The organism is Massilia sp. IC2-278 (genome assembly GCF_020708045.1).
GTDB lineage: Bacteria > Pseudomonadota > Gammaproteobacteria > Burkholderiales > Burkholderiaceae_D > Telluria.
On sequence record NZ_JAJFES010000011.1, the window covers coordinates 149194 to 167723 of the forward strand.

The following is an 18530-nucleotide window of genomic DNA, read 5'->3' on the forward strand; positions in this document are numbered from 1 at the left end:
GCGGCCCGTTTTCATTCCATCTCAACCGTCAATCACACACGGTTCATCAGGAAGGTCGTCAGCAGCGGCACCGGACGGCCGGTCGCACCTTTCGATGCGCCGCTCTTCCACGCCGTACCCGCGATGTCCAGGTGGGCCCAGGTGTAGTTGCGGGTGAAGTTCTCCAGGAAGCAGGCCGCGGTGATCGAGGCGCCGCCTGGCGTACCGATATTCGCCAGGTCGGCGAAGTTCGACTTCAGCTGGTCGTTGTAGATCTCGCCGATCGGCAGGCGCCATGCGCCGTCGCCGGTTTCCTTACCTGCCTGCAGCAGCTCGTCGGCCAGGGCGTCGTGGGCGGCGTCGTGGCGGGTGAACAGGCCGCTGTTGTGGTGGCCCAGCGAAACGATGCAGGCGCCGGTCAGGGTGGCGATGTCGACCACGGCCGCAGGCTTGAAGCGCTCGGCGTAGGTGAGGGCGTCGCACAGGATCAGGCGGCCTTCGGCGTCGGTGTTCAGGATCTCGATGGTCAGGCCGTTCATGGCGGTGACGATGTCGCCCGGCTTCGAGGCGCGGCCCGACGGCATGTTCTCGCAGGCCGCCACGATGCCGATCACGTTCAGTTTCAGGCCCATCTCGCCGATGGCGCGGAAGGTGCCCAGCACCGAACCGGCGCCGCACATGTCGTACTTCATCTCGTCCATGCCAGGACCAGGCTTCAGCGAAATGCCGCCGGTATCAAAAGTGATGCCCTTGCCGACCAGGACCACCGGCGCATCCTTCTTGCCGCCGCCCATGTGCTTCAGGACGATGAACTTCGGCGCTTCGTCGCTGCCCTTGGTCACCGACAGGAAGCTGCCCATTTTCAGGGCTTCGAGCTGCTTGCGCTCCAGGACTTCGATGTCGAAGCCGTGGTCGTCGGCCAGCTTGCGGGCGACGGTGGCGAGGTAGGTCGGGGTGCAGACGTTCGGCGACAGGTTGCCCAGTTCCTTGGTCAGGGCCATGCCGTTGGCAATCGCGATCGACTGCGCCAGCGAGGCCTTGGCCTGCGGGCTGGCCAGCGGCACGGCGACGGTGATCTTGCGCACGCCGGTCAGCGCCGGGTCCTTCTTGCTCTTTTGCGTATCGGTGCGGAATTCGCTCTCGTTGGCGGCCACCACGATGCTGCGCAATGCCCATTCAGGCTCGCGCTCTTTCACTTCGGTGGTTGGAAATGCGATAATGGCATCCGCAGTGCCGAGCGAAGCAAAGGCCTTCAGGGTCGCGTTCACGGCGGTGCTGAAATTCTTTTCGCTGACCACTTCGTCCGCGCCCATGCCCACCAGCAGCACGCGCGCCGCAGTCACGCCGGCCACGCCGCGCAGCAGCAGGGTCGAGCCGGCCTTGCCGCTGATGTCGCCCGATTTCAATGCCGCCGTGATTTCACCGGTTTGATCGAGGGCCTTCGCAGCCTGCGACAGTTTTTTGTTTTCGAACACCGCCACTGCCACACAGCCGGTCTTGGCCGCGGCCAGGGTGTTTTTTGTGTCGAATGCTTTTATGCTAAAGTCCATTTGATTCTCCCGTTTCGTTTTATGCGCAGCATGCGGATACAAGTGCGGCTGCTGCTCAACCTGCAATTATAACTATCGAATGATTTTTTCACGCGCCTTGTACCGTGAACTGGCCAGCGCGGCCGGAGCAACCTTCACGGTGCTGTTCTCGGTATGTATTACCTGGACCCTGATCGCCATTCTTGGCCGGGCCGCTGGCGGGCGTGTCGCATCGGGCGACGTGGTCGCCCTGATCGCGTTCCAATCCCTGAATTATCTGCCAACTGTCCTGACTCTCACCAGCTTTATTTCGGTGCTGGTCGTGCTCACGCGGACCTACCGCGATTCCGAAATGGTGGTCTGGTTCGCCTCCGGCCAGTCGCTGCTGCGCTGGATCCGTCCGGTGCTGGTGTTCGGCATTCCGATGGTGCTGCTGGTGGCCGTGCTGTCGCTGTTCGTCACGCCCTGGGCCAAGATGAAGAGCACCGAGTTCGTGCAGCGCTTCGAGAAGCGTGAAGACCTGAAGCGCGTGGCGCCCGGCCAGTTCCGCGAGTCCTCGTCGGCCGACCGTGTGTTCTTCGTGGAGGGCAGCGCCAACGGGTCGACCGTGGTCCAGAACGTGTTCGTCAATTCCCTGCAGGGCGCCAGCAACTCGGTCGTCGTGGCCAAGGAAGGCGTGATCGAACCCGACGGCAAGGGCGGCCAGTTCCTGGTGCTGAAGAACGGCCGCCGCTACCAGGGCGTGCCGGGCCAGGCCGACTACCAGTCGATGGAGTTCGAACGCTACAGCATGCGCGTGGCCACCAAGGTGCCGGTACTCGGTACCGACGTGCCGCTCGACGCCCAGTCCACCGCCATGCTGCTGGCCGTGAAAAACCAGTACACGCGCTCGGAGCTGCTGTCGCGCATTTCCTCACCCATCGTCTGCCTGGTGCTGGTGCTGCTGGCGATCCCGCTCGGCTTCGTCAATCCGCGCGCCGGCAGTTCGGCCAACCTGATCCTGGCGCTCCTGATCTTCTTCACCTATAACAACCTGGTCAAGATGGTCGAGGCCACCGTCAAGAAGGACAAGCTCGACTTCGCGCTGGCCTGGTGGCCGCTGCACCTGGTCGTGGCGCTGATCGTGGTGATGCTGTTCGCCTGGCGCCTGAACGTGAACCACCGCTACCACCCGCTGGTGTGGCTCAATGCCTGGAAGCGCCGCCGGATGCTGCGCAAGTCGCCCGAGCTGGCGGGAGCAACGGGAGGAACTGCGCGATGAAGGTTTTGCAACGCTATTTTGCGGTGAACATCGCGCAGGCCGTGGTCTTCGTGCTGTTCGCCTTCCTCGGCCTGATCGCCTTCATGGACCTGACCGGCGAACTGCCGTCCGTCGGCAGGGGCAACTACCAGTTCCAGCACGCGCTGATCTACGTGGCGCTGATGCTGCCCGGGCACGTGTACGAGGTGATGCCGGTGGCGGCGCTGATCGGCACCATCTATGCGATGGCGCAGTTCGCGCAAAGCTCGGAATTCACCATCATGCGCGCGTCCTCGATGTCGACCCGCATGGCCGGCTGGATGCTGTTCAAGATCGGCATCGTCTTTGTCGTGATCACCTTCATCTTCGGTGAACTGATCACGCCGCGCACCGCGCCGCTGGCGGAAAAGGTGCGCCTGTCGGCCAAGGGCGCGACGCTGGCCTCGGAGTTCCGCTCGGGGATGTGGACCAAGGATAACGTGCACACGCCAGGCCCGAACGGCGCGCGCGGCCCAATCACCGGTTCGCGCTTCTTCAACGCGCGCCAGATCGCCGCCGACGGCCAGCTGCTCGACGTGCGCGTGTACGAATTCGACCCGTCGATGCGCATGCGCGTCATCTATACCGCGGCCAGCGCCAGCTTCCGCGGCAACGGCACCTGGCGCCTGCAGAACGTCAGCGAAACCGTGTTCTCCAACAGCCGCACGCTGCCCGAGCCGGGCGCGCCGGTGCCGGCCGGGCAGACCATCCAGAGCACCTTCGGCCAGGAGACCAGCGCGGTCGCCACGCGCCGCGTCGAGAGCCTCGACCTGGCCTCCGAAATCACGCCGAAGATCCTGCAGGTCTCGCGCCGCGACCCCGAGCGCATGTCGGCCAGCGAACTGGCCGTGTACTCGCGCCACCTGGTCGAGAACCGCCAGGAGAGCGAACGTTTCCAGATCGCGTTCTGGAAAAAGCTGATCGACCCGCTGGCGATCTTCGTGCTGATGGCGCTGGCGCTGCCGTTCGCCTACCTGCACACGCGCAGCGGCGGCGTCAGCCTGAAGATCTTCATCGGCATCATGATCGGGGTGAGCTTCATCCTGATCAATACCCTGTTCTCGCACCTGGGCGTGCTCTCGACCTGGCCGGCGTTCGTCACGGCGGCGGCGCCGAGCCTGCTGTTCCTGTTGCTGGCGATCGGCGCGCTGCGCTGGGTGGAGCGGCACTGATGAACGCACCAATCGACAAGCGCGCACTGGTCCTGTTCGCCCACGGCGCGCGCGCCGCGTCCTGGGCCGCGCCCTTCGAGCGCCTGCGCGCGCTGATCGAGGCGCAGACCGCGGTGCAGCAGCCCGGCACCGAGGTGGCGCTCGCCTTTCTCGAACTGATGGAGCCGCGCCTGCCCGAGGTGGTTTCCGGCCTGGTGGCGCGCGGCGTGCTGGACGTGACGGTGGTGCCGGTGTTCCTGGGGCAGGGCGGGCATCTGCTGCGCGACCTGCCGCAGCTGGCCGGTGCACTGCGCGCGGCGCATCCCGGCTTGCGCCTGCAGGTGGCCGGCGCAGTCGGCGAAGACGCCAACGTGCTGGCGGCGATGCGCGACTACTGCCTCAGCGTGCTGGGCCCGGCGCCGGGCTGATTGCCTCCACGGCGAGACTGGCCGTCTCGCTTTCTTCTTCTGCCTCCCGGTTTGCATGGCGCGCGAGCTGCTCGCGCATCCAGGCATGGCTGCGCGCCAGCGCCAGTTGCGCCATGCGTGTCGGGAAGTGGACGAAGCCGTGCGGCGCGTCCGGCAGCACATTCAGTTCCACGTCCGCCACCTCGCGCCAGCGCTGCGCCAGTTCCAGGGTATCGTCGCGCAGCGGGTCGATGTCGCCGACGGCCATCCAGGCCGGCGGCATGCCGCTCAAGTCGCCGTACAGCGGCGACAGCGGCGCGCGGCGCCGTTCGGCGTCGCTCATGCCGGGCGTGAGCAGGCGCAGCGCCGGCAGCATGCCGGGACCGTCCAGCACCAGGGTATCCGGCCCGGCGGCCTGCACGCTCGGGCTGCCGGCCAGGTCGTAGACGCCGTAGAACAGCACCGCGCCGGCGATGCGCCGCAGCAGGCCCGGGCGGGCCTGCAGGCGCTGCAGCACACCCGCCGCCAGGTGGCCGCCGGCCGATTCGCCGACCACGAACACGGGCAGCGCGCGGTATTCCGGCAAGCCGCCGTCCAGCACCCAGTGCGCGGCCGCCAGGCAGTCGTCCATGATGCCCCGCAGCGGCGTGCGCGTGGCCAGGCGGTAGTCGACCGAGACCACCACCGCGTCCAGCGCCTGCACGCGCGCGGCGTTGAAGCGGTCGTCCATGCGCGCATTCCCGATCACCCAGCCGCCGCCGTGGATGTCGATGACCAGCGCCTTGGGCACCGAGGGGCCAGGTGCCGGCCGCAGGATCCGCACCGGCACGCGCAGGCCATCGGCTTCGGCGATGCGCTGTTCGACGCGGATGCCGCTTCGTTCCAGCCTGGCGTCGGCGCCGACTTGCGACACGCGCAGCAGGGCCTGGCCCAGCATCGGCATGAAGCGGTTGCGCACACCGAAGCGCGGCGCCCAGGCGAGCTTGCGGTTGAAGCGGCCGGCTTCGGCCAGGGTGGCGGCGTCCAGCGGTATCGTGTTCATCGTGGTGTGTTAGCAGGTAGCGATGGGTTCATGCTAACCGCCGCGTTGCGCGCGCACTGTGCGCTGGCGTCCGCCCGGGCGCAGGAGGCTGCCGTTCCGGCAAGGTTTCCGATGCGGTCTTGACAAGGAATGCGGCGAACACGCCACGGATTGTTCCGAATCATGGCATCGCACCGCGCGCCGGTTTGACACTTGTTCGGAAACCACCCACACTGCTCGGGCATTTCCGGCTCATCCATACGGGCCGGCCTTCCAACCAACCGGCCCGCACCATGCTTCCACCGTTCCTGAAGCACCTTGTTGCCACGCTGCTGGGGCCTGTCCAGGCCTTCCTGCGCCGTGCTGCCCGCCTGCCGGCGGCGCTGGTGGTCGAGATCCGCTGCGCGCGCCGCATCGATGCCGCCGCACGCCGCGTCGGCGCCATGCGCACCAAGATCGGCATCATGTCGGGCCACCTGAACGCCGGTAGCATCGAGGGCCGCGTCGACGCCGACCGCAACCTGCGGCGCATGCTGAGCGAACTGAAGGACGACCTGAGCGAGATGCGGCGCGACCTGGCGACCTGGCACGTGAAGGAATGCCGCGGCCGCACCGGCGCCCGGCTGGAAGCGGCGATCGCGCAGCTGAACCGGATCGCGGCCGATACCTGGGCGGCGGCCGACAAGCTGGTGCTGCAGATCGACGAATACGATGGGGCGCGGGCGCATTGCCCGGGGTAGGTCGCTAGGACGTCTACCCTACGAAACCTGGTGCTCGCGTAGCCGCAGCGCTTCGCCGATCATCACCAGCACCGGCCCCTGCGCCGCATCGAGTCCGCGCGCCAGGTCGGCCAGCGTCAGGCGCGCAATGCGTTCATCGGCGCGGCTGCAGTTTTCCACCACCACCACCGGCGTGTCCACGCTGCGCCCTTGCGCCAGCAGGCGTTCTGCCGTGGCCGCGGCTTCGCGTCCGCCCATGTACTGGACCATGGTGTCGGTATGGGGCAGGGCGGGGTGTTCCGGCTCGTCCGGCGCGGTGCTGGAGGTGAAGAAGGCGACGCTGCGCGCCACGCCGCGCTTGGTGAGCGGCTGGCGGGTCGCGGCGGCGGCGGCCACCGCGGTGGTAATCCCGGGCACGACTTCGACCTCGACACCCTCGGCCTCGAGCGCGCGCAATTCCTCGTCGGCGCGCCCGAACAGCATCGGGTCGCCGCCCTTCAGGCGCACCACCATCCTGTACCTGAAGGCGCAATCGACCAGCAGCTTGTTGATCGCATCCTGCGCCGTGGAACGCTGGCCGGAGCGCTTGCCGACCGAGATCAGCTCGGCCTGCGCGCACAGTGCCAGCATCTCGGGTGTCACCAGTGCGTCGTAGAGCACGACCTCGGCCTGTGCCAGTAAACGCGCCCCGCGCACCGTGATCAGGTCGGCCGCACCAGGGCCGGCGCCGATCAGGTAGACCTTCCCCACCATCCACTACTCCTCTTGTCGTTGCTGCCGTTTAGTCCAGCCGAATCATACCCGCTGCGACGGTCTGGTGGGTGACTTCGTCGATCAGGATGAAGGCGCCGGTGGCGCGGATGTCGGCGTAGGCGTCGGCGGCAAGAGGCTGCTGCACGGTCAGGTTGATGCGCGCGATGTCGTTCAACTTGAGGCCCTGGGCCGCGCCGTCCACGGGCTTGCGCTCCTGGGTGTTCACGTCGAGCAGGGTGTCCACCTTCGTCACCTTGGCCGCGGTCTGGCGCGTGCCGTGCTTGATCCAGTACTTGCGGCGCACATCGAGCGGCTCGTCCGACATCCAGCAGACGTCGGCCACGACCTGCTTGAGCAGGGTCGCCGGGGCCGCGGCGCCGGACAGGGTGTCGCCGCGCGAAATGTCCAGGTACTCGTTCAGCAGCAGGGTCACCGACTGGCCGGCGCTCGCCGTTTGCAGCGAACCGTCGAAGGTGACGATGTCCTTCACGGTGGCGGTCTGGCCGGAGGGCTGCACCGTCAGCGTGTCGCCAACCGCCACGCGGCCCGATTCGATGCGGCCCATGTAGCCGCGGAAGTCGTTGGCTTCGTGGCCGTTGTGGCGCGCGACCAGCTGCACCGGGAAGCGGAACGGGGCATCGTGCGCTTCGTCGTAGACCGACAGCGACTCCAGTAGCTCGATCAGGGTCGGGCCGGTGTACCAGTCCATGTTGTCGCCGCGCTCGACGACGTTGTCGCCGGAGAGGGCCGACAGCGGGATCGCGGTCACGTCCTTCAGGCCCAGCGATCGCGCAAACTCGCCGTAGCTTGCCACGATGCGGTCGTAGACTTGCTGGTCGTAGTTCACCAGGTCCATCTTGTTGACGGCGACGATCACGTGCTCGATCTGCAGCAGCTTGGCGATGGTCGAGTGGCGCTTGGTTTGAATGAGCAGATCCACGCCACCGTCTTCACGGAGTTTGACCTTCGACACGTCGACCAGGATGATCACGGCGTCCGCGGTCGAAGCGCCGGTGACCATGTTGCGCGTGTACTGCTCGTGGCCAGGCGTATCGGCGATGATGAACTTGCGCTTCGGCGTGGCGAAGTAACGGTAGGCGACGTCGATGGTAATGCCCTGCTCGCGCTCGGCTTCCAGGCCGTCGGTCAGCAGCGAGAGGTCGATGGTATCGCCCACGGTGCGCTTGTGCTTCGAGCGCGATACCGCAGCCAACTGGTCGGCGAAGATGCCCTTGCTGTCGTACAGCAGGCGGCCGATCAGGGTGCTCTTGCCGTCGTCGACGGAACCGGCGGTGATGAAGCGCAGCAGGCTGTGCTGGGTCAGGTTGTCAGCGGGTGTGTCAATGCGTGCGTTCATCAGAAATATCCTTGCTTCTTGCGTTTTTCCATCGAGGCTTCCGAGGTCTGGTCATCCACGCGCGTGGCGCCGCGCTCGGTCACCTGGGTGACGGCGGTTTCGGCGATGATCGCTTCGACGGTGGCCGCATCGGACGAAACCGGGCAGGTGCAGGAGATGTCGCCCACGGTACGGAAACGTACGGTCTGCGTTTCCACGGTCTCGCCTTCCTTCGCCGGGGTCAGCGGGGTCAGCGGCACCAGCAGTCCGTTACGCGGAATCACCTGGCGCTCGTGCGCAAAATAGATCGGTGGCAGGGCCAGCTTTTCGCGGGCGATGTATTGCCACACGTCGAGCTCGGTCCAGTTCGAGATCGGGAACACGCGCATGTTTTCGCCCGGGTGCACGCGGGTGTTGTACAGGTCCCAGAGTTCCGGACGCTGGGCCTTCGGGTCCCACTGCCCGAATTCGTCGCGGAAGGAGAAGATGCGCTCTTTCGCACGCGCCTTTTCCTCGTCGCGGCGGGCGCCGCCGATGCAGGCGTCGAAGCCGTGTTCGGCGATGGTTTCCAGCAGCGTCACGGCCTGGGCCGCATTGCGCGAATCGGTTGCCGGGTTACGCAGGCGCACCGTGCCCTTCTTGATCGAATCCTCGACCGAGCCGACGATCAGGCGCTCGCCGAGTTCGGCCACGCGCGCATCGCGGAAGGCGATGACTTCGTCGAAGTTGTGCCCGGTGTCGATGTGCACCAGCGGGAAGGGGAATTTACCTGGGCGGAAAGCCTTTTCGGCCAGGCGCAGCAGCACGACCGAGTCCTTGCCGCCCGAGAACAGCAGGGCGGGATTCGAGCACTCGGCCGCCACTTCGCGCAGGATGTGGATCGCTTCGGATTCGAGGGCGTCGAGATGGCGTGCGTTGACGTCGGCGAGGACGGCGTTGCTGTCAGAAAGATTCGTCATGAATTCTGCCTTGTATTCTTGAGTAGCGGAACTGAATCAGGCCGCCACGGATTTGATACGAATGAGTTTGCCGTCGACCACGTGCAGGCCGCATTCCTTCGATTCCGGGTTTTCCCACCACCAGCGGCCGGCGCGTACATCCTCGCCCGGCTGGATCGCGCGGGTGCAGGGTTCGCAGCCGATCGACGGGTAGCCGCGGTCGTGCAGGGCGTTGTACGGCACCTTGTTGGCGCGGATGTATTCCCAGACGTGTTCCTCGGTCCAGTCGGCCAGCGGATTGAACTTGGTCATGCCGTGCGCCGGATCGTCTTCCTGGGTCGACAATTCGGAACGGGTGGCGGACTGGGCGCGGCGCTGGCCGGTAATCCATGCCTTGTTGCCGGCCAGGGCGCGGCCGAGCGGCTCGACCTTGCGGATGCGGCAGCACTCGCGGCGCATCTCGACGCTGTCGTAGAAAGCGTTCAGGCCGTTCTGCGCCACATAGGCGTCGACCGCTTCGGTTTGCGGGCGGAACAGGGTGATGTCGTGGCCGTAATGGGCCTTCACCGCATCCAGCACCGCCAGGGTTTCGCTGTGCAGGCGCCCGGTTTCCAGCGAGAAGATGCCGATCGGCAGATTGTTCTTCAGGATCAGGTCGGTCAGCACCATGTCCTCGGCCGCCAGGCTGGACGCGAACACGGCCGGGGTGTACTCGGCGGCGATGCGTGCCAGGATGGCTTGCGTGTCGGCGACGCGGTTGGCGAGATCGCTCATCGTCCTGTCCTTAGATGCCCGCACCAATGTCGGTGTGCTCGGGCTTGGCGTCGCGCTCGGCGCGGCGGAACAGCGGCAGCGGCTGGTCGACCGAGGCCTGGTAAGTCTCCGAGAACACGGTCAAGCCTTTCAGCGCGTCGTGGATCGAACGGTCCTGGCGCGTGGCATAGGCATTGAAGCCGACGCGCGACATCGAGAACAATTGATCGCGCAGCACGTCGCCGATGGCGCGCAGTTCGCCGGTATAGCCCAGGCGCTTGCGCACGTTGTAGGCGATCGAGTAACCGCGGCCATCGGAGAATTTCGGGAAGTCCACCGCGATCACGGCAAAGCGGTCTGCCTCGCCCTTCAGCGCTTCGAAGCGCTCGTCGGCGGCGATCCACACGCCGAGCTCGGCGCGCGACGACAGCGTTTCCTTCTGTGCCAGCCAGACCGTCAGCGGGACGATGACCTTGCTTTCCGGGACGACGACGGCCTCAGCAGCTTCGCCTTCTTCGAGGCGCAGCACGCGCCAGTCGTCGGCCACGACTTCACGGCCGCGGATGATGTGTTCGTGAACTACTTCAAGCATGGTCTTCCCCAACCAGTTCGCCCGCCGGGATCGGCGTGGCATACACGTGTTCCTTGAATGGCGCCAGCCCCAGGCGCTGCGCGGTGTCGACGAAGCGCTCGTCTTCGAAGCGGTTCTGCACGTACACGTTCAGCAGGCGGCCAATGACTTCCGGCATCTGGCCGGCCGAGAACGATGGGCCGATGATCTTGCCGATGGCCGCGTTGTTGCCCTGCGCGCCGCCGATCGACACCTGGTACCACTCGCTGCCGTCCTTGTCGACGCCGAGCACGCCGATCGAACCGACGTGGTGGTGGCCGCAGGCATTGATGCAGCCCGAGATGTTCAGTTCGATGTCGCCGATGTCGTGCTGGAAGTCGAGGTTGTCGAAGCGCTCGGCAATGGCCGCCGCAATCGGGATCGACTTGGCATTTGCCAGCGAGCAGAAGTCGCCGCCCGGGCAGGAAATGATGTCGGTCAGCAGGCCGATGTTCGGCGTCGCCAGGCCTTTCGACTTGGCCAGCTGCCAGACCTCGAACAAATCGGATTGCTTCACATCCGCCAGCACCAGGTTTTGCTCGTGGGTCACGCGCAGTTCGCCGAAGCTGTACTTGTCGGCCAGGTCGGCCACGAAGTCCATCTGCTCGGCGGTGGCGTCGCCCGGCGGCACGCCGGTTTTCTTCAGCGACAGCACGACCGCGGCATAGCCCGGCACTTTATGGGGCTTGACGTTGCGGCCCAGCCAGTTGGCAAAGGCCTTGTTGTCGGCATGCACGGCCAGGGGATCGATGCTTCCCAGGGTGGCATACGGCGGCGCCACGAAGTAGGCGGCCACGCGGTCGTATTCTTCCTGGCTCAGGGTTTCCGGGCCATCCTTCAGGTCTTGCCATTCTTCTTCGACCAGGCGCGAGAATTCTTCCACGCCCAGGGCCTTCAGCAGGATCTTGATGCGGGCCTTGTACTTGTTGTCGCGGCGGCCGTACGAGTTGTACACGCGCATCACGGCTTCGGTATAGGTGAGCAGGTGCTGCCACGGCAGGAAGTCGCGGATCACGCTGCCGATGATCGGCGTGCGGCCCATGCCGCCGCCGGCCATGAACTTGAAGCCGACTTCGCCCGCTTCGTTGCGGGTGAGCGTGAGGCCGATGTCGTGGATCGCAATCGCGGCGCGGTCTTCCACCGAGCCATTGATCGCCACCTTGAACTTGCGCGGCAGGGCGATGAATTCGGGGTGGAAGGTGCTCCACTGGCGCAGGATCTCGGCAAAGGCGCGCGGGTCCATGATCTCATCGGCAGCCACGCCGGCGAACTCATCAGTGGTAATGTTGCGGATGCAATTGCCTGACGTTTGAATCGCGTGCATCTCGACCGAGGCCAGATCGGTCAGGATGTCCGGCGTCTGCTCCAGCTCGATCCAGTTGTACTGGATGTTCTGGCGCGTGGTGAAGTGGCCGTAACCGCGGTCGTACTTGCGCGCGATGTGGGCGAACATGCGCATCTGCGCTGTCGACAGCAGGCCGTAGGGCACGGCGACGCGCAGCATGTAGGCATGGCGCTGCATGTACAGGCCGTTTTGCAGGCGCAGCGGCACGAATTCTTCTTCGGTCAGCTCGTCGTTCAGGCGGCGCGCCACCTGGTCGCGGTACTGCGCAATGCGCTCGCGCACGATGAGATGGTCGTATTTGTCGTAGCGGTACATAAAGATTTCCTGATGAGGAAGGGCCAGGCGGCCCTTTAGGCTAGATGGAATGGTAAGGGCGGCAGGCTTTATTCCAAACTACTGACAATTTATTTGCTTATATACGGTAGGGGTATAAGCATTCGCATAAAATAGCGGCTGGCGTTTTCACACATCAGACAACAACAGGAATGAACCTTCATCAATTGCGCTTCGTACGCGAAGCCGTGCGCCAGAACTACAACCTGACCGATGCGGCAAAGGCCTTGTTCACCTCGCAACCGGGGGTGTCGAAGGCCATCATCGAGCTCGAGGAAGAGCTCGGCGTCGACATCTTCACGCGCCACGGCAAGCGCATCCGCGGCCTGACCGAACCGGGCCGCCTGGTGCTGGCCTCGGTCGAGCTGATCATGCAGGAAATCGAAAGCCTGAAACGGATCGGCAAGGAATACGCGGCCCACGACAGCGGCAGCTTCACCATCGCCACCACCCACACGCAGGCGCGCTACATGTTGCCGAAGGTGGTGCAGGCCTTCATGGCCAAGTTCCCGAAGGTGCGCCTGTCGCTGTTGCAGGGTAACCCGAAGCAGATCGCCGACATGGTGAAAAATGGCCAGGCCGACCTGGCGATCGCCACCGAATCGATCGCCGCCATCGACGGCCTGATCACGCTGCCTTGCTACCAGTGGGAACACGTGCTGGTGCTGCCGCCCGAGCACGAGCTGCTGCGTTCGAAGGCGGTGTCGCTGGAAGAAATCGCCACGTATCCTTTGATCACTTACGACGGCGCCTTTGCCGGCCGCAGCAAGATCGACCACGCCTTCAACCTGCGCGAGCTGAAGCCGGACGTGCTGCTCGAAGCCATCGACGCCGACGTTATCAAGACCTATGTCGAGCTGGGCATGGGCGTAGGCATCATCGCCGGCATGGCGTTTGACGCCGAGCGCGACCGCAACCTGCGCGCGATTCCTGTCGGGCACTTGTTCGGCATGAACGTGTCGCGCGTGGCGGTGAAGCAGGGCGCCTACCTGCGCAGCTATATCTATACCTTCATCGAGCTGCTGGCCCCGAGCCTGAACCGCAAGATGGTCGAAGCCGCCATGCGCGGCGGCGAAAACTACGAACTGTAAAAAAACATGAGCACTACACTAGCCAAATACTATGCCCAGCTGGGCGAAGCCGTCGAAGACATCTACCTCGAACCCGACATGGACGAGGACATCGACGACATGAGCATCCACCTCGGCAACCTGCTGGCCGGCCACACGGTGCTGGAACTGGGCTGCGGCACCGGCTACTGGACCGAAGTCGTGGCGGAGTCGGCCACGTCGGTGCTGGCGCTGGACATCAACGCCAACCTGGTCGACATCGCCCGTGAACGCGGCATGCCGGCCGACAAGGTCGCTTTTCGCGTGGCCGATGCGCTTGATTTGCCGGAAGACATCGGCAAGTTCTCGGCGGTGCTGGTCAGCTTCCTGTGGTCGCACCTGACCAAGGGCGAGCAGGAAAAACTGCTGGCGACGCTGAAAAAACGCCTGGGCAAGGATGTGCTGCTGGTGATCCTGGACGAATCCTTCGTCGAAGGCTTCAGCGAAACCACGGCGCGCACCGATGCCGAGGGCACGACCTGGGAAATCCAGACGCTCGACGGCGAGCGCTTCGAGCTGCCGAAGAGCTACCCGTCGGACAGCGCCCTGCGCAAGCGCATCGGCAACGTCGGCAAGGAAATCAAGATCGAGCGCGTCGAGTTCTTCTGGATACTGACCTGCCGCCTGAAGTAATACCGGCTATGTACGTTCGCTTGGGAGTAGGGTGGACACCTGTGTCCACGCTGTGCCGCGGTTGAATGTCGAAACGAGGCAAAAAAAGGCCGATGATCATCGCATCTCTGCGAGATCATCGGCCTTTTCATTTCAAGTGCCGTACAGCGTGGACACAGGTGTCCACCCTACGCCCATGCCTGGGAACGTGGCCGGAAACAGGGCGCACTGGGCGCCCGTCATCGGCTTAGAACGTGTGACGAATACCCAGCGTGAAGGCGCTCGGATCGGTGCCCAGCGCAGTCGCGGCCGGGGTGATGCTCGGGGTCGATGCGGTCAGGCCGAACACGCCGCGGGCGTTGTTGCGCATGGTGCCGTAGGTCGTGTAGACGTTGGTGCGCTTCGACAGTGCGTAGCTGTAGGCAACGGCCCAGGCATTGCCCTTGGCGCCATTATCGATTTCATTGCGCTGCACGTTGGCGTAGAACTTGTTCGCGCCCGCGGTGTACACGCCGCCGACGTTGATCTGCTCGAACTTGTTGTTGTTGCCGGTCTGGTCGGCCACCAGGTAGTTACCCTTCAGGTCGAAGTCGCCGAACTTGAAGCCGGCGCCGAAGGCGTATTCCTTGTCGTCGCCGGTCGCCAGGCGCTCGTAGTTGTGGTAACCGGCGCCCAGGTACAGGCCACCGTTCGCGTATTCCACGGCCACGCCCCACAGGTCGGCCGACGGATCGGTGGTGCGCTCGCCGGCCGAGTAGGCGGCCAGGACGCTGAAGCCGCCCATCGGGTTGCTCTTGTAGTTGACCGAGTTGCTCAGGCGGCGGGTCATGCGGTTGGTGCCGAATGCCGACAGGTTGCTGCCGTAGAAGCCCTGGCCGAAGGCGTCGGTGGCGGCGGCGACCGAGGCGATCGGGCTGTATTCGCGGCCCACGGTCACCTGGCCGAAGGCGCCTTGCAGGCCGACCACGGCGCGGCGGCCGAACAGGTCGGTATCGGCGGCGCCGGTATCGAGGCGGACGCCGGATTCGATGTTGAAGATGGCTTTCAGGCCATTGCCCAGATCTTCGGTGCCGCGGAAGCCGAGGCGGCTGCTCGACTGGTTGCCCGAATTGACGACGGTACGGCGCGATTCGCCCGGCGCGTCGGTGTCTTCGACAGCGATGGCCGCATCCATGACGCCGTAGATGGTGACGTTGCTCTGCGCATGCGCGAACAGCGGGAGGGACGTGATCAGCGCTGCGGCCAGGGCTTTGTATTGCATGAAGATCTCCAATAAGGTTCGACGAAGGATTGAGTTGGCTTGCGGCAAACTCAAGGTCGAGCGAATCTTATCGGAACAATATGTCGATTTGATGACAGACCGGCATGCCAGTGTTGTAAAAATAACGCATTGACAAAAACCGGCTAAACCGTATGCCCGCGGATCGGCAGCGCGATGTCGATGCGGGTGCCGCCGCCACCATTGTCGGGCCCGATGCTGATCTGGCCCTGCAGGCCCCAGACCCGTTCGCGCATCCCCACCAGGCCCAGGGACTCGGCCTTTTCCATGTCGGCATCGACGATGCCGCGGCCATCGTCGCGGATGGTCACCAGCAAATCGCCGTTGCTGCGGTAGAGCGTGAGAATGACACGGCTGGCATGTGCATGGCGCGCCACGTTGGTCAGCGCTTCCTGGACGATGCGGAAGATGGCGGTACTGGCCGCATCGTCGAGGCGCAGTTCGGCTTCGTCGGCCAGCAGCTCGCAGGCAATGCCGTGGCGCTCGACGAAATCGTCGCGCAGTCCTTGCAGCGCGAAATACAGGCCGCCTTCGTCGAGCGCGCGCGGCCGCAGGTTGGTGGCGATGCGGCGCAGCGACGCGATCGCGGTCAGCAGGTTGGCATCCATGCCGGTGATCAGGCGCGCCGCGTCCTCGGCGCTGCCGCAGGCTTCGCGCAGCAGGGTCAGGTCCATGCGCAGCGAGGCCAGCAACTGGCCGAGGTCGTCGTGCAGTTCGCGTGCGATATGGGTGCGCTCTTCCTCGCGGATGGTCTGCAGGGCCGCCGACAGCTGGCGCAACTGGTCGTGCGAGCGCGCCAGCTTCTGCTGCACGCGCTGGCGCTCGGACACGTCGCGCAGGATGATGGTGTACCGGGTGACGCCGTCCTGGAAGGCGTCGGTGATCGAGCCTTCGATGGGGAAGGTGCCGTTTGGGCGGATGCCGACCCCGGCGTAGTCGGTGGAGCGGCGCCCGGCGCGCCCGCCCTGGAAGTGATCGAGCGGGCTATGGCCGGCATCGGCCGGGGCGCGGATGAAGCGCGCCAGCGGCTGGCCCAGCATCTGCGCCACGCTCACGCCGAACATGGCCGCCGCCGCAGGGTTGGCCAGCACCACGCGGCTGAATTCGTCGGCCGAGATGATGGCTTCGCCGGCGTTGTCGACGATGCGGCGGCTGTGCTGGGACGGCGCATCGCCGTGGCCGTCGGTGTTCAAGCGGGCAACCATGTGCCCGCCGAGCAGGCCGAGCGCGAAGAGTGCCGCGCCGCGCCCGCGCCGGCGCGGGTTGCGCTGTAGAGTCATGGAAAGTCCTGCGTCCGAGATGAAGCGAAGCGGTCCGCGGCGCGGACCAATCGCTACGATACGGCGCGAACCGATGGGCAGGTTTGAGGGGCGACAAGCACGCGGGGAGGGCGTGGGGGGTGTGGCGGAACATGGTGGGTACGAGCCGCACGCGGACCGACCCACCCTACGAAAGCCGACGGTCGGACATGGTGGGTACAAGTACCCACCCTACGAAGCCGACGGTAGGGTGGGTTCTCGAACCCACCATGCCAAGCTACGAAAGCCGACAGTAGGGTGGGTTCTCGAACCCACCGGATATTACATTTGCTTGAACAGATGCAGGAAACTGCGGCTCACTTCCAGCTTCTCCGGCCGCCCCTTGATCAGCACCAGGTGCCGCCCGCGGATATCGCGCGTCACGCCTTCGATCGCATTCACGTTCACCAGCGTGGCGCGGTGGATTTGCCAGAACAGCGAGGGGTCGAGCTCGTCGGCCAGGTCGCGCACGGGTTTGCGGATCAAGGCCTCGAACTTCTCGGTCTGAACGCAGGTATATTTTTCGTCGGAACGGAAGAACAGGATCTCCTCGACCGGGATCATGCGCAGGTCCGAGCCGATGCTGGCCTGGATCCATTGCAAATGCTTGGGCTTGGGCGCCGCGATCTTTTCCGCCAGCTGCGACAGCATGGCCGTCACACTGTCGTTGACCACCGCGCCCGGCTTGTCGAGGCGCGCCTTCAGGCGTTCGACGGTCACCTTCAGGCGCTCGGGTTCGGACGGTTTCAGCACGTAGTCCACCGCGCCGCGCTCGAAGGCCTCGACCGCATACTGGTCGTAGGCGGTCACGAACACGATCTGGCTGCGGTCGCCGATCTCGGCCGCCGCTTCCATGCCGGTCTTGCCAGGCATGCGGATGTCGAGGAAAGTCAGGTCGGGCTTGAACTGGCCGACCAGCTCCACGGCTTCCTCGCCGTTCTTGGCCTCGCCCACGATGTCCAGTTCCGGCCACACCTGTTCCAGGCGCATGCGCAATTGGTCGCGCATCAGTCTTTCGTCGTCGGCAATGATTGCGGTAGGCATGGCGTGTTCCGGTCGGTGAAGGAAAGAGAGTGACAATTATTCAAGAAAACAGCGCGGCAGGCAAGGTATCCGGCCTGCTTATCTGGATACCTGGTAAGGCACCTCGACCATGGCGATCACGCCGGTCGGGCTGTTCGAGGCGATGTGCAATTGCCCGGCGTCACCGTGCAGCAGGCGCAGGCGCTCGCGGATGGTCGGCAGGCCCAGGCCGGTGCCATTGCTCGGCACCACGCCAAAGCCGACGCCATCGTCGGTGACGGTCAGGCGCAATTTGCCGTCGGCCACATCGGCCACGATCTTCAGGGTGCCGCCTTCGGGCTTGCATTCCAGGCCGTGCTTGATCGCATTCTCGACCATGGATTGCAGCATCATCGGCGGGAAGGCGGCGTTGCGCAGGCCCTCGGGAATCTGCATGTCCACCGTCAGCCGTTCCTCCATGCGCATCTTGAGCAGGTTCAGGTAGGCGGTGACCATGTCGACCTCGCGCCCGAGGTTGGTGACCAGGATGTTGTCGCGCATCTGCGGCAGCACGGCGCGCAGGTATTGGATCAGGCTGCGCTGCATGGCCGAGGCGCGCGGCGGGTTGGTTTCGATCAGGTGCTCGACCGAGGCCAGGGTATTGAACAGGAAGTGCGGTTCCACTTGCGCCTGCATCATCTGCATTTTGGTTTCCGACAGCTGGCGCTGCATCGATTCGCGTTCGGCAGCGGCATTCGCGGTGCGGGTCTGCAGTTCCGCGCGCTTCTTGCCGCCGACCAGGGCCTTGGTGCCGAACAGGGCCAGCACCAGCAGCCAGACGAAACTGGTGAACCAGGTCGAGGCCTGCTTGTGATAACGCGACACTTTGGCCTCGGCCGCATCGTCGACCGCGCCTTCGATCGCCACCGACAATTCCTCGGCGATCTGCGGCGGCAGTTCGATGTGGACCGAGTCGCCGCTCGGGTGCACGCCTTTCGGCAGGCTGAGTTCGGGAGCGGACGGGGTGGCGGGTGTGCCGGGGGCAGCCGGCGCCGCCGGAGCGCCAGGCGCAGCGGG

At 65.1% G+C, this 18530-nt stretch carries 18 protein-coding genes; 6 read left to right on the forward strand and 12 right to left on the reverse strand.

Translation table 11 applies throughout. The features are described 5' to 3' along the window. Positions 1–32: 32 nt before the first annotated feature. The gene (locus tag LK540_RS18805; protein ID WP_229438839.1) at positions 33–1529 is read right to left on the reverse strand and encodes a leucyl aminopeptidase; all 1497 of its coding nucleotides are present in this window, start codon (positions 1527–1529) and stop codon (positions 33–35) included. Between the two features lie 79 nt (positions 1530–1608). Between LK540_RS18805 and lptF the strand changes: the two genes are divergently transcribed. Genes lptF through LK540_RS18820 form a run of 3 tightly spaced genes read left to right on the forward strand, consistent with a single transcriptional unit; the run spans position 1609 to position 4366 of the window. Continuing rightward, positions 1609–2769: an LPS export ABC transporter permease LptF gene (lptF, locus tag LK540_RS18810; RefSeq protein ID WP_229438840.1), complete on the forward strand. Its 1161-nt coding sequence runs from the start codon at positions 1609–1611 to the stop codon at positions 2767–2769. After that, positions 2766–3959, forward strand: coding sequence for an LPS export ABC transporter permease LptG (gene lptG / locus LK540_RS18815; RefSeq protein ID WP_229438841.1), 1194 nt, complete (start codon positions 2766–2768; stop codon positions 3957–3959). Before lptF ends, lptG begins: the two co-directional genes overlap by 4 nt. After that, positions 3959–4366, forward strand: a complete 408-nt coding sequence (locus LK540_RS18820) for a sirohydrochlorin chelatase (protein ID WP_229438842.1) — start codon at positions 3959–3961, stop codon at positions 4364–4366. The genes lptG and LK540_RS18820 overlap by 1 nt, the downstream gene beginning before the upstream one ends. Here the strand turns inward: LK540_RS18820 and LK540_RS18825 are convergent. Further along, complete coding sequence (locus LK540_RS18825; RefSeq protein ID WP_229438843.1) at positions 4338–5387, reverse strand: alpha/beta hydrolase; 1050 nt, start codon at positions 5385–5387, stop codon at positions 4338–4340. The two genes, LK540_RS18820 and LK540_RS18825, sit on opposite strands and share 29 nt — an antisense overlap. A gap of 272 nt (positions 5388–5659) precedes the next feature. Here LK540_RS18825 and LK540_RS18830 point away from each other — a divergent pair, with 272 nt between their 5' ends. Then, a complete protein-coding gene (locus tag LK540_RS18830; RefSeq protein WP_229438844.1) occupies positions 5660–6106 on the forward strand; it encodes a hypothetical protein in 447 nt (148 codons plus the stop codon). 18 nt (positions 6107–6124) lie between these two features. Here the strand turns inward: LK540_RS18830 and cobA are convergent, their stop codons facing one another. Genes cobA through LK540_RS18860 form a run of 6 tightly spaced genes read right to left on the reverse strand, consistent with a single transcriptional unit; the run spans position 6125 to position 12135 of the window. After that, positions 6125–6838: a uroporphyrinogen-III C-methyltransferase gene (cobA, locus tag LK540_RS18835; RefSeq protein WP_229438845.1), complete on the reverse strand. Its 714-nt coding sequence runs from the start codon at positions 6836–6838 to the stop codon at positions 6125–6127. 28 nt (positions 6839–6866) lie between these two features. Further along, positions 6867–8195 (reverse strand): sulfate adenylyltransferase subunit 1, encoded by a 1329-nt coding sequence (locus tag LK540_RS18840; RefSeq protein ID WP_229438846.1) that lies wholly within the window; start codon positions 8193–8195, stop codon positions 6867–6869. Next, positions 8195–9133 (reverse strand): sulfate adenylyltransferase subunit CysD, encoded by a 939-nt coding sequence (gene cysD / locus LK540_RS18845; protein ID WP_229438847.1) that lies wholly within the window; start codon positions 9131–9133, stop codon positions 8195–8197. Before cysD ends, LK540_RS18840 begins: the two co-directional genes overlap by 1 nt. A 36-nt stretch (positions 9134–9169) precedes the next feature. Next, positions 9170–9886, reverse strand: a complete 717-nt coding sequence (locus LK540_RS18850) for a phosphoadenylyl-sulfate reductase (RefSeq protein WP_229438848.1) — start codon at positions 9884–9886, stop codon at positions 9170–9172. A gap of 10 nt (positions 9887–9896) precedes the next feature. Further along, on the reverse strand, positions 9897–10457 hold the full coding sequence (locus LK540_RS18855; RefSeq protein WP_229438849.1) for a DUF934 domain-containing protein: 561 nt from the start codon (positions 10455–10457) through the stop codon (positions 9897–9899). Then, the gene (locus LK540_RS18860) at positions 10450–12135 is read right to left on the reverse strand and encodes a nitrite/sulfite reductase (RefSeq protein WP_229438850.1); all 1686 of its coding nucleotides are present in this window, start codon (positions 12133–12135) and stop codon (positions 10450–10452) included. Before LK540_RS18860 ends, LK540_RS18855 begins: the two co-directional genes overlap by 8 nt. Before the next feature lie 170 nt (positions 12136–12305). Here LK540_RS18860 and LK540_RS18865 point away from each other — a divergent pair, with 170 nt between their 5' ends. Then, complete coding sequence (locus LK540_RS18865) at positions 12306–13244, forward strand: CysB family HTH-type transcriptional regulator (protein ID WP_229438851.1); 939 nt, start codon at positions 12306–12308, stop codon at positions 13242–13244. Positions 13245–13250: 6 nt separating this feature from the next. After that, positions 13251–13895 carry a class I SAM-dependent methyltransferase gene (locus tag LK540_RS18870; protein ID WP_229438852.1) on the forward strand — a complete coding sequence of 215 codons (645 nt, stop codon included), beginning with the start codon at positions 13251–13253 and terminating at the stop codon, positions 13893–13895. 226 nt (positions 13896–14121) lie between these two features. On the opposite strand, the gene LK540_RS18875 is transcribed toward LK540_RS18870, so the two are convergent. The 4 genes from LK540_RS18875 to LK540_RS18890 all read right to left on the reverse strand — a co-directional run. Then, a complete protein-coding gene (locus LK540_RS18875; protein ID WP_229438853.1) occupies positions 14122–15135 on the reverse strand; it encodes a porin in 1014 nt (337 codons plus the stop codon). Positions 15136–15278: 143 nt separating this feature from the next. Continuing rightward, positions 15279–16433, reverse strand: a complete 1155-nt coding sequence (locus LK540_RS18880; protein WP_229438854.1) for a PAS domain-containing sensor histidine kinase — start codon at positions 16431–16433, stop codon at positions 15279–15281. Positions 16434–16733: 300 nt separating this feature from the next. Next, positions 16734–17495 carry a LytTR family DNA-binding domain-containing protein gene (locus LK540_RS18885; RefSeq protein ID WP_229438855.1) on the reverse strand — a complete coding sequence of 254 codons (762 nt, stop codon included), beginning with the start codon at positions 17493–17495 and terminating at the stop codon, positions 16734–16736. A 78-nt stretch (positions 17496–17573) separates the two neighbouring features. Beyond that, positions 17574–18530 (reverse strand): sensor histidine kinase (locus tag LK540_RS18890; protein ID WP_229438856.1); only part of this gene is annotated, 957 nt, incomplete at its 5' end.